This window comes from Cohnella sp. GbtcB17, from assembly GCF_019091135.1.
GTDB lineage: Bacteria > Bacillota > Bacilli > Paenibacillales > Paenibacillaceae > Cohnella.
The window spans coordinates 23,437-34,904 of sequence record NZ_JAGXJW010000014.1 but is presented as its reverse complement, the minus strand read 5'-3'; the positions used below and the strand labels follow the sequence as shown (position 1 = coordinate 34,904).

Annotated in this window: 8 protein-coding genes; 3 read left to right on the top strand and 5 right to left on the bottom strand. The window is 52.8% G+C overall.

The window, feature by feature from the left end; all coding sequences use genetic code 11:
• Window positions 1–15: 15 nt before the first annotated feature.
• From KVT38_RS09780 to KVT38_RS09760, 5 genes are all read right to left on the bottom strand, one after another.
• The gene (locus tag KVT38_RS09780) at window positions 16–1,320 is read right to left on the bottom strand and encodes an ABC transporter substrate-binding protein (RefSeq protein ID WP_217593521.1); all 1,305 of its coding nucleotides are present in this window, start codon (window positions 1,318–1,320) and stop codon (window positions 16–18) included.
• Between the two features lie 175 nt (window positions 1,321–1,495).
• Complete coding sequence (locus KVT38_RS09775) at window positions 1,496–3,079, bottom strand: response regulator transcription factor (protein WP_217593520.1); 1,584 nt, start codon at window positions 3,077–3,079, stop codon at window positions 1,496–1,498.
• The gene (locus tag KVT38_RS09770; protein ID WP_217593519.1) at window positions 3,076–4,791 is read right to left on the bottom strand and encodes a sensor histidine kinase; all 1,716 of its coding nucleotides are present in this window, start codon (window positions 4,789–4,791) and stop codon (window positions 3,076–3,078) included. The genes KVT38_RS09775 and KVT38_RS09770 overlap by 4 nt, the downstream gene beginning before the upstream one ends.
• Before the next feature lie 196 nt (window positions 4,792–4,987).
• Window positions 4,988–5,614, bottom strand: coding sequence for a type 1 glutamine amidotransferase family protein (locus KVT38_RS09765; protein ID WP_217593518.1), 627 nt, complete (start codon window positions 5,612–5,614; stop codon window positions 4,988–4,990).
• Between the two features lie 97 nt (window positions 5,615–5,711).
• Window positions 5,712–6,269: a TetR/AcrR family transcriptional regulator gene (locus tag KVT38_RS09760; protein ID WP_217593517.1), complete on the bottom strand. Its 558-nt coding sequence runs from the start codon at window positions 6,267–6,269 to the stop codon at window positions 5,712–5,714.
• 150 nt (window positions 6,270–6,419) lie between these two features.
• On the opposite strand from KVT38_RS09760, the gene KVT38_RS09755 reads away from it, so the two are divergent.
• The 3 genes from KVT38_RS09755 to KVT38_RS09745 form a co-directional block, all read left to right on the top strand.
• Window positions 6,420–7,349: a ketopantoate reductase family protein gene (locus KVT38_RS09755; RefSeq protein WP_217593516.1), complete on the top strand. Its 930-nt coding sequence runs from the start codon at window positions 6,420–6,422 to the stop codon at window positions 7,347–7,349.
• 129 nt (window positions 7,350–7,478) lie between these two features.
• Window positions 7,479–9,215 carry a chitobiase/beta-hexosaminidase C-terminal domain-containing protein gene (locus KVT38_RS09750; protein ID WP_217593515.1) on the top strand — a complete coding sequence of 579 codons (1,737 nt, stop codon included), beginning with the start codon at window positions 7,479–7,481 and terminating at the stop codon, window positions 9,213–9,215.
• Window positions 9,216–9,348: 133 nt separating this feature from the next.
• A partial coding sequence (locus KVT38_RS09745; protein ID WP_254639113.1) for a sensor histidine kinase occupies window positions 9,349–11,468 on the top strand: 2,120 nt, incomplete at its 3' end.

The window sequence follows — 11,468 nt, the reverse complement described above, 5'->3', positions numbered from 1 at the left end:
GCCGTATTTCGCCCCTTATTTGATCGCTTCCAGCCTCAGCTTCTCCAATTCCTCCAGCGAGGATTTCCCGTTGAAGATATAGCTCGCCGGCATCTTCGCATTGAGAATGTCGGTGATCTTCGTCGACAAATGCATGACTTCCTCGGATTGGATGTTCGCGATATCCTTCGCGTACAACGCGAAGTTGGGGTCGTCGGATTTAACCCCGCTTACGGTGACCGGCGCGCCCGCATCGACCCGTTTCTGAAGCACCTCGGCGCTGGTCAAGTATTTGATAATCTCTACGGATGCTTCCGGATGGGGCACGTTGGCCGGGATCATGTAGCCGTTCGAGCCTCCCAGGACATGGTTCAGTCCCATGATCGGCCAGCTGACGATCTGGACGTTGGGCAATCCCGATTCCTTGACCGACTGCGCGGCGAGAATGTTGACGTCCGCCTTGATCGCGATCTTGCCCGCCTTGAACGCGACGTTCACCTGCTCCAGCGTCGTGGACAGCGCGCCCTTGCCCGGATATACGAACTTGTCGTACAGCTCCTTGGAAGCATCGAACGCTTTGACCGCGAGCGGATCGGTGAACGGGATTTTGCCGGCTGCGAAGTCGCTCCGGGTTTGCTCGTCCGGCCACACCGTGATCAGATTGTTGCGAGGCACCCAGGCTCCCCAATCCTTATATAAGCCGAGAGGCATGATTCCCGTCTTTTCTTTAATCGTCGCAAGCGCCTTCATGAAGTCGTCCCAACTGAGCGGTCCATCGGGGAAAACGACGCCGGCTTTGTCCGTAATATCCTTATTCACCTCGAGCAACGGATACACCGCCGCGTATGGAACCGCATACACTTTGCCGTCGTATGTTCCCGCCGCAAGCGCATTTCCGACGAACGTCTTTTTCCATGCCCCGTCGTCCGCCTCCAGATAGGGGGTCAGGTCCAGCGCCATATCGGAATCGACGAACGTCTCCATCGCGCCCGGCCAGTACATCGCGACGTCGATCGGCTCGCTCGCAGCGATCGTCGTCTTCAACGTTTTCTCGGCGTTCGAATCCCATGCCTTGAACGTGATGTCATATTTATCCTTGAAATGCTCGGCGACCATTTGCTCTTCGATCTTGCTGCTCGGATCGTCCACGGGAGCGATCATGAGCGTCAGCTTCAGCTTCTCTCCGGACTTGCCGCCGGGTGCAGAAGCCGTCGCCGAAGCGCCGGCGGACGCCGAAGCGGGCGCGTAAGCTCCCTCCTCGGACTTGCCGCAAGCCGCGATCGCCAATGTCGTGCCAAGCAGTACCGTCAGAAGCTTTGCCGCCTTCCCTCTTTTCAACATGCCAAGACCTCCTCTATTTGCCGAACGGGAAAAGAAAAAACCGTATTCCGGGTAACTTAACGAGCGCGCGTCGTTAGATCCCATTATACGGTTCGCTTATGGCCGCCACTATTTTAAAAAACTACGAAAACGTTTGATAATCTTCGATTTTACGCTTGCGGCCGCTTAGTACCGGTTAGAGCCGGTTCTTCCTGAACGCCGTCGGCGGACAGCCCTCCAGCTTGCGGAACACTTGCGTGAAATAGGCGTAATCCGAAAATCCGACCCGCTCGCCGATCTCGTAGATGCGGTCCGTCGTCCGTTCGATCAATTCCTTTGCCTTGGCGATCCTTAGCCGGTTGACGTATTCCCGAAACGGAACGCCCATCTCCTTCTTGAACAGGTGGCTAAAATAGTTTGGCGTCTTGCCCACGTATTCCGCGACCCGCTCGACCGTCAACTCCTGCGTATAATGCTGCCGGATAAAAGCGTCCGCCAGCTGCATGAGCGCGCTCAGGCGAGCGGCTCCCGCGTGCCCGTAAGGCCCGAATACTTCATCGTAGGCCGTTCGGACAAAATCCGCGTATTCCCCGAGCTCGTTGAAGGGAAGGCTGTCCAGCTGCTCGGATCGAACCCGTACGAATTCGGCAAGCTCGGCGGACGATTCCCGTACGAGGACGAGCAAGCGAATCAGGGTTTTGCAATAGGCCGCCACGCTTTTCTCGCTATAAGCCTTCTCCTCGCGCAGCCTGGCGAACTCGGCGTCGATTCGCTCGGCCAGACGCGCCGCTCCCGCTTCGCGGATAAGCGCTTTGAAATCCTCGTCATCGGCAACACCGCGGATCGTGTCGTCCCGCAGCCGATCCGCATCGCCGAACGCATGGACCGCGCCTTTGCCGGCATACAGTCTCCGATCGAGCGCTTCCTTCGCCTGCATGAGCAGGCCGTTGAATTCAGCGGCGCTGCCCGGCCCGCTGATTCCCGCCGACCACGAGCATCCGCCGGCCGCATACGCCTCGCGAATGCGATCCGTTAACCGGTTCTTCAACGAGACTGCGGCATGCCGGGCATACAGGTACGAAGCCGTCTCCAGCTTAATCAGACCGATCAAGGCGCCATCCTTCGTCTCCAGCCATAGTTCGCCGGCTTCCGACTCCCGCCCTTCTCCCGCGCTAAGCAGCATCGCCTCGTTGGACGAGCGGGCTTCGGCCGCCTCCGCCTCCGCCCCGCTTCTATCGCGCTCGATTCGAACGAGAAGCAGCGTCCCTTTCGCGTCGAAGCGATAATATTGCATCAATCCATCCAGCAAAATAAGACGGTCGCCGATTCGCCCGTTCGCGAGGTCCTCGACGAAGAGCTCCTTGTGGGACGCCAGATACTTGCGGAACGTCTCTTCCGACACCCGTTCCCGGACGATCTCCTCGCTAACCTTCTTGATGAGCCGGATCAAGCTCCGGGCGCGAATCGGCTTCATCTCGTAATCGGCCGCATCCCATTGGATCGCCTTCTTGAGATATTTAAAATCGTTGTAGCCGCTAAGAATGATCACCTTCGTCGCGGGCCGGGCGTCCTTAATCCGCCTCAGCAGCTCCAAGCCGTCCATGCCCGGCATATCATCCTCCATCACGACCAGCTCGGGCAGCGCCGCGGAGAACAGCTCGAATGCCTCGGTTCCGCTCGACGCAGTCAGAACCTCTTCGATCCCCAGGGAAGCCCAATCGATCCCCTCCTTGATGCCCTCACGAATTTGCCTGTCATCGTCGGCGATCAACAGCTTCATCGCGCCAACTCCTCGTTCGCGTTCTCGGCAGCGGGGACGAACAGTTCGACGACCGTCCCCTCGTTAATCTTGCTGCGGAAGGTCAAGCCGAACTCCCGCCCGTACTGCAGCTTGATCCGCTCGTCGATGTTCCTCAGCGCGAAGCCGTCCTGACGCTCGCCATCATCGGATAACATCCTGGCGATGCGCTCCTGATCCGCGCCGAGGCCGTCGTCCGATACGGCCAGCCGGATTTTGCCGCCAGACCTTTCGATGCGAACCTCGATCGTTCCGCCCTCCAGCTTCTCTTCCAACCCGTGAAGGATAGCGTTCTCAACGAGCGGCTGCAGGATCAGCTTCGGCACCTGGTGCGCGAGCAGCTCCGGATCGACCTCGACCCGCAGCTTGATTCGTTGGCCGTATTTCGCTTGCTGGATGAACATGTAGTTTTCCAGAAATTCCAGCTCGTGGCCGATCGTCACGATCGGCTGTCCTTTGCTTAATACATGCTTAAAAATTTCGGACAGCGCTTCGATCTGCTCGCTTACGTCGTAATTCCTGTGCTTCAGGGCCAGCCAATGAATCGAATCGAGCGTGTTGTACAGAAAATGCGGATTGATCTGCGCCTGCAGGGCCGTCAGCTCCGCTTCTCTGCGCCTGATGCGGCTGACGTAGACGTCGTCGATCGTCTGCTTGAGCTGCCCGGCCATCCGGATGAAGCCCAGGTGGATCTCCCCGATCTCGTCCTTGGACGCGCCTTCGAGGGCGATGTTGAAGTTGCCCGTGCGCAGCTTGGCCATCTCCGCGCGGAGTCTGCCCAGCGGCTTAATCCAATAGCGGTGCTGCACGAGCGAGAACAGGAACCCGAACAGCACGCATAATCCGATCGCGATCAGGAGTACGGTGTTAAGCGTCGTCTTCAACAACGTGAACGAGCGCTCCGGAATCGTCTGGACGAGCACCCAGTCCGGGCCTGCGATCCGATAATACAAGACGATGTTTTTCTCGCCGCCGAGCTTCTTCCCGAAGAAGCCCTCGTTGCCGCTGCCGGTGATCCCCGGCATGATCGCATCGTAATAGGCATACGTATTGCCGATTGCGCTTCGATCTGTCGAAGACAACACCTTGCCGGAGGCGTCGAGCAAGTCGATCCGCGAGCTCTCATACGAATGGATGCCTTCGTAGAAACGATGCACGGCTTCTTCGGAAACATTCAGCTTGACGACGCCCAGGTCTCTGCCGTATTTATTGAAGTCCATGATCCTTCGATACGCATACAGCCGCTTGTCATCGGAGGTCCAATACAGCTTGCCCATCAGCTCCGAGGCTCTTCGCGCTTGCCCGGCGTCGACGACCGCGTCGAGCGTACCCATCTGGAACACGATCCGGTCGCCGGCGATCATACTAATCGTATCGTAATAGGCTTTGGAGCCCTTCAAATCGTCCAGCCATGCAATCAAATCCCGGTAGATCTGGTCGTAATCCAACTCCTTGTTGTACTCTTCCTTCAAAAACTTCTGGATTTGCGCGTTCGCCATCATCCGCAGCGTGAGATCGTTCGTGTCCGAGATGAGGGAGTCGAAGTTCTGTCTCGTCTGCTTCAGCGTCTGCAGCGCGATATCGCTCGATTTGCTGAGCGTAGCCCGCGAGAACTGGTGGTTCAAGTAAAAACCCGCGAGCAGCAGCGGCACGACGATCAGCAAGGCGATGCACAGAAACAGCTTCTGCTTCAAGGGCATATCCCCGAATCGAATCAGGATAAGCCGTCCCTCCCCTCGGACATCCCGCTTAGCCATTTACTTTACACTATGTCTCGGGAAGCCGACAATATCGGACTGGCGAATTCAGGTCGACCTCATCCGTCTTCGGCCTCGTACCGCTTAAAAGCCCAGGCTGTAATTTCACCTGAGCTGGTATATCCCTATACTGTCATTGAATCGAATTCATGAGCTCGTAAAAGTATTTAGGTTCATGCGTTTTGTTAAGATGATACCAAGCGTCTAATGTTTCGGGAGAAAATACATCTAACACTTTTAAAACATGAACAGTAAATTCTATTGGAGCTACTCCGGATGCAGTGATCAAGCTCCCATCGGTGACAGCAGATTCCGCTTTGTAATAGGCTTCGCCCGTGTAAGAAGGGCAAATCATTTTAAGGTAGGACAAGTCATTGCTTGTGTGCCAACGTGAATCTAACAATCCTGCTTGAGCAAGTCCAAAGGTAGCACCGCAAATGGCTCCAACTGCTACCCCTTCCTTTAAACATATCTCGGCCATTTTTAATATGGGTGCGTGAACAGCCTCCGCCCATGTATTTCCACCAGGTAAAATCAGTGCATCTAAACTATTCATGCTGCACTCATCCACTGTAATATCGGGCATTATTTTTAATCCGCCCATTGTCGTTACTGGCGTTTTTTCTACGCCAACAGTGACTATTTTTGCCGGAGCCAGCCCCTGTCTGAAGTATCGTCCGGTGTTCAGTTCGGCGGTTAAATAACCGATTTCCCAATCGGACATGGTATCAAACACATAAAGATATACGGCACGATTCATTTTTAGATCTCCTCATCAAGTTCTTTTGGTAACAGCAACCCTTCATCTGTAATGAGTGGTTATCCTCATAATAAAACGACTTCACTGACAACTGCTGTCAGTGAAGTCGAGTATGAAACGGCGTTATCCCATTTGCAAATAGGCCATCGATCAGCTTGACCAATTCTTCCGACGATAAGTCTTTGCCGTTGCGAATCCAAAGGCGAAACAAAGACATTAATGTTGATATATAAAACTCAATCAGGTATGGCGCCAAACTATCATTTGTTGGAAGGTTCACAATCAATTTCTCAAAGGGAATTTCTCTTTTCAGGCGTTCAACAAAATGAACGGAACCATAGTCGCCCAGGAGGGCTTTGAGAACAGAAATTTCTTCTGCATTTTCCAAGCATTGAAGCGCATCCTGGAAAGTATGCGTAGAAAGCTCCCTGCTTGCCATTTCCTCGTTAATGGATTTCAAAACCTTCTCTTCGACGTAGTTCAGCAGCTCATAAATATCTGTAAAGTATTGATAAAATGTACTGCGGTTATAGCCTGACTTGTTGGCGATCTCTTGAATCGATATTTTTTCAATTGGCTTTTGGCTATATAAATCACAGAACACATTGATAAAGGCCTGCCTGGTTTTGTCCGTAATCTCAGGTTGCTTGTTCATGCTTTGCCTCCATTTCCGGTTCCATAGATGATCCGACAGATATTAAAAATCTGATGGTTGATGACTGTATGGCGAATCCATACAATATCATTATACAACACGTTGTTGGATCATCAATGACAGATAATCAACTCTTTGGGGGAGTCTGACATGAAAATTTTATTTTTCGGCAGAGGTTTAATATCGACCCAATATGCATGGGCTTTCGAACAGGCAGGTCATACCGTTGAGTTTTATGTTAGAAAGGGGAGGAAAGAAACCTTAGGAAGCCGTATAGCGCTTGAAATGTGGGACGCACGAAAGGGGAAAAAGCTCATCAAAGAAAGCTGGAACGTCAAACTGCATGAGGAGATTCTTCCCGATTATGATCTCATTATTGTGAGCGTCAACACAGAACAACTTCCGCAAGCCGCACAATTCCTATCCACTGCTGCAGGAAATACCCCTATCCTCCTATTCAATAACATTTGGCAAGATCTGAAGTCGTCGATCGCGCCATTGCCAATGAACAATGTTGTCTTCGGCTTCCCCGGAGCAGGAGGCGGCATCGCGGACAATAAGCTTAGGGGCGGTTTTATGAAAATGGTATTTCTAGAAAAACCACGGCCAGGCACCGAGCTTATTAACAACAAGGTCAAAGGGCTATTTGAAAGTGCCCATTTTAAAATTAGTTGGATTAAGGATATGCAAAGCTGGCTATGGAATCACTTTGCCATGAATGCAGCGATGGAGGCCGAGGTGCTAAAACGGGGAAGCTTCCCAGCGATCATGAACCATCGTGACTCATTTGCAAATGTCGGTAAGCATATGAGGGAAATGGTCCCTGTACTTAAAGCAAGAGGCGCAAAGAGTGATATGATTTTGCTGCTGTTGACTAAGATTCCGCCCGTACTTCTCGGCATCCTTTTTAACAAAGTTATTTTTGCAAAGGGCAGCTTGCCGCGGCTTTTTATGGAATACAACAATAGTAAGGCAGGTTTTGCGGTACGTGAAGTTGTGAGAGAAGCAAAAAAGGCAGGCATCCCATTGCCGCGTCTTACGAGGGCAATTGAAAATACGGAATATGCAAAAGAAATATAAAGAAGCCTCCGATGGTTTCAGGCGCCTTGTTGCGAATCTTAAAGTTTTCTTTACGTTTCCTATATAGACGAATACACCCTGATAAAATGGGAGGAGAAAAATCGACATTTTATTTCAGGGGGACAAACAATGAGGAAAAAAGTGGTCGGCGTGTTGATGGCGGTGCTGCTGTGCTTCCATTTTTCGATCGGCTTTGCCGCAGGCGCTACGAAAACTTCATCCGACTTTTCGGACTTGAAGGATCTGGATGCTGCGACGAAAGCCAAGTTCGACGCGTTGATCTCTGCCGGTATATTCGACGGCGTGAGCGAAACCAAATTCGGTATCGCGGATGAGATGAACCGGGCGCAATTTTCTAAGGTTGCAGCGTTGATTTTTGACCTGGAGGTGGATAAGGACGTAAAAACGTCTTCATTCAAAGACGTCAAAGCCGACGATTCTGCAAATGGATACGCGTTGCCGTACATCGAGGCGGTGAAAAAAGCAGGGATTACGGATGGGTATGGCGAGGGGGTTTTCGATCCTGCCGGTAAGGTAACGAAGGAGCAGCTCGCCACTTTCCTTGTTCGCGGACTCGACATGAACGAGGAAGCCAAGGCAACGCCGGGCGTGAATGATGCTACTGTATCCGACTGGGCGAAGAGGTATGTCGCCTTGGCGTTGGAAAAGAAATTGTTGGACAACGGAGCGGATGGACAGTTCGGCGGTCAAACCAACGCAACGCGCGATTTGCTTGTTACGAGCGCATACGAAGCCCAGTCGCAATACATAGCACAGGTCGAACAAAAAAAGAAAGAGGAAGAAGAGAAGAAGAAGGAAGAGGAACGGGAGAAAGCGGAAGAAGAAAAGAAAAAACAGGAAGCGCAGTCCTGGACACCGGCTCCGCCGCTGGTTCAAGCTGCCGTTGAGATGCCTGCGGCACTTCCTGCAGGCGGCGTTGTGACTTCGGGAGCGCAAGTTACTTTGACTTCGGCGACCGTATCTGCGACGGTGTACTATACGACGGATCTCAGCGAGCCGACCGCATCCAGCACGCCGTATACGGGACCGATCGTCCTTACGAGCAGTACAACGATCAAAGCCATCGCCGTTAAGCCCGGTTCGACGGATAGCCCGGTCGCGACATTCGAATATACGGTCGCGCTGCCCATCGTTTTGCCGGACGCGATCTCGCCCTTGACCGAGGGTCAATCCTATACCGGCAGCGTAGCCAAGCTGTCCGGAGGAACGGGCGCCGTGACCTATGCAGTGACGAATGGCGGACTGCCTGCAGGGCTGACTTTGAATCCAGGCACGGGAGAAATTGCCGGAACACCAAGCATTAGCGGTGCATATGACTTTACGATCAGCGCGACGGATTCGGCCACGCCTCCGGCAACGGCAACCATGCCATACACGGGTACGATCACGCCTGCGTTTTCCAAAACGCCGCTAGATTTGATCAATGAAGCATCGGAGTCGGGCGATTGGGACCATGTCGATGAAACGACCTTTGCAGATGCGGGAATTACGGGCGTTACCGCTGAGAACCTGTACAACGTCCAATATTATTTAGTTCCTGCTGTATCAACGCATTCGCCGCTTCCGAGAACATTGGCCGACATTCAAGCGATTGTCGACGAGACGATTCAACAAATGGCGGTAGATGCCATCTACGCCTATTTAAATCCTGTCGGCGGAGGAGCTTCCCCTACCGTAGAAGCATTCGCTCGCGCCGGCATCACCGGTGTGGACGCTGCCAATTTGGACGCTATCTTAGATGAACTTCGATTGGCCTATCAGGAGTCCAGGAACAATCCTTTTGGAACGCCGATGTCTACGAAACAAGATATTCAGGACGTTGTCGATCTTTTCCTAACCGTATAGCTTACCCTAGAAAAACAGCGGCGCAAGGGATGTCATTCCTGCTCCGCTATTTTTTTGTACGGATTTGCATTCGTGATGCTATCATGAAGGAATCAACTTGTTTTGACGCATCTCGCAGATTGGGGTCGACTTCATGATGAGGGGTATTCTCCGATTCGGTTCTCGTTCTATCCTGCTCCATATCGCTATTGTCGTGGTTGTTGGTTTGGTCGCAAGCTATGCAGTCGTGTCCAGGCCGGATACCCCCAAGTTCCAAAGCGAAGCAGGCATCCTGGATTTAACGCAGGTTCATGTCGGCGAGAATCCGATCAAGTTAAAAGGAGAATGGACATTTTACTGGCAAGAGCTGCTGTCGCCTGCGGATATACAGAGCCGTACGGAACAAGGAGAAGAAAAGGTCAATCGATATATCGACATCCCCCGATCCTGGCTAGGCTACTCGCTGGATGGCCAGGAGCTCCCAGGAGAAGGCTTTGCTACCTTCCGACTGGTCATCCGCCTGAGCGAACGGGATCGGGATGAGCGGCTTGCGCTGCGGCTGCCTACCATTTTTCATGCCTATCGATTATGGGTGAATGGCGAACGGCTGGCCGAAGTCGGCGTGGTCGGTCAGGACAGGAAAGCCGTGACGCCGCGTCTGTCAACGAAGCTGGTGTTCTTCCAGCCTGCAGACAGCACGGTAGAACTGGTTATGCAAGTGGCGAACTTCAATCATAAGCGAGGCGGCATTACCAAATACATAGAGCTGGGTGCCAGCGATGCATTAACGGCGAAGAAAAATCTGAGCGTTGCCTCAGGGACGTTTATAACGGCAAGCTTGCTGGTGATCGGCTTGTATAATCTGCTGTTGTTCGTGCAGCGACGCAAGGACAGGGCGCCGTTGTATTTCGGTCTGTTCAGCCTATTGTTCGGCATCCGATCCTTGCTGGTCGGGGAGCTGATGCTTACGCAATGGTTTCCCCGTTTTCCGTGGGAATTGCAGTTCAAGATCGAATATCTGATTCTTTGCGTCAGCGGTTATATTATCACCATGTATTTTGATTGCATTTTCCCGAATTATGTGTCGCGATGGTTTCGTCTGGGCTCCCGGATCGCGACCGCCGCGCTCTGTCTAGTTGTGGCGGCGACCCCTGCGCTCATCTATTCGCAATTGCTGCCGATAATCGGCGTGATCGTCGTTCTGCACATGGTGTACCTGATGGTCGGGCTGGTCCAGGCGGCCGTGGGGCGTCAGGTTGGTGCGTTAACCTTCCTTGTCGTGTCGGTAGTTACTTTAGTTACGGTGATCGACGATTTTTTATATTACAACGGATGGTCGCTGATCGGAAATACATCTCCGCTTGGATTGTTGGTATTTACGATCGCCCAGATGATGCTGCTCTCTTCCAGATTTACGAGGGCGGCATCGAACGAGGAGCGAATTGCCCGCGAGCTCCTTGACGCCAACAATAAGCTGACCGAAATGAATGCGAATTTGGAACGGACCGTGCAGGAACGCACGCAGGCCTTGTCCGCAGCCCACGACGATCTACGCGCATCGTATGACCGGTTGCTTCATTCCGAGCAAGGGCGGAAGAAGCTCCTTGCCTATATTACGCATGATCTGCGCATGCCGCTGTCCAGTATGCTTGGCTATGTAGAAGCCGTTCAGGACAGGGTCAAGCCGGAACGTGATGAACAGTACCTGAAATATATCCGCGATAACACGATACGGATCAACCGCATGATTGAGGAGTTGTCCTTCCTGTCGCATTTGGAGACGGGACAAGTCTCGTACCGAATGGAGCCGGTTCCCGTAATTCGCTTCTTGCGTGGTTTTTTCGAACAATATGAGCTGGTCGTACGTGACGCAGGGCTGGATTTTATGCTGGATACCGGAGATACGGAAGATCAGCGACTTCACTTGCCTATCGTCGAGGTGGATGCGCAAAGATTAGAACAGGCGTTGTTTAATCTGGTATCGAACGCGATGAAGTTCACCTCGAGAGGCGGGCTGGTGCGTATCGCGCTAGAAGTGAACGACGTGAACGATCCCTGCTATGCGATCATTAGCGTACAAGATTCCGGCTCGGGTATTCCTCCGGATCAGCTCGAGCAAATTTTCGATCGCAATTACAAGTATGATCGACCGGGCTTGGAAAAAGGAATCGCGGGCAGCGGGCTCGGGCTTGCGATTTGCAGAGAAATCATACAAGCGCATGGCGGAACGGTTCGAGCGGAGAGCGACGGCAAGACGGGTTCGATATTCTATGT

Excerpts from the sequence above, each read along its gene's own strand:
- KVT38_RS09780 (WP_217593521.1), bottom strand. The coding sequence starts at position 1,320 with ATGTTGAAAAGAGGGAAGGCGGCAAAGCTTCTGACGGTACTGCTTGGC.
- KVT38_RS09775 (WP_217593520.1), bottom strand. The coding sequence starts at position 3,079 with ATGAAGCTGTTGATCGCCGACGATGACAGGCAAATTCGTGAGGGCATC.
- KVT38_RS09765 (WP_217593518.1), bottom strand. The coding sequence starts at position 5,614 with ATGAATCGTGCCGTATATCTTTATGTGTTTGATACCATGTCCGATTGG.
- KVT38_RS09760 (WP_217593517.1), bottom strand. The coding sequence starts at position 6,269 with ATGAACAAGCAACCTGAGATTACGGACAAAACCAGGCAGGCCTTTATC.
- KVT38_RS09755 (WP_217593516.1), top strand. The coding sequence starts at position 6,420 with ATGAAAATTTTATTTTTCGGCAGAGGTTTAATATCGACCCAATATGCA.
- KVT38_RS09750 (WP_217593515.1), top strand. The coding sequence starts at position 7,479 with ATGAGGAAAAAAGTGGTCGGCGTGTTGATGGCGGTGCTGCTGTGCTTC.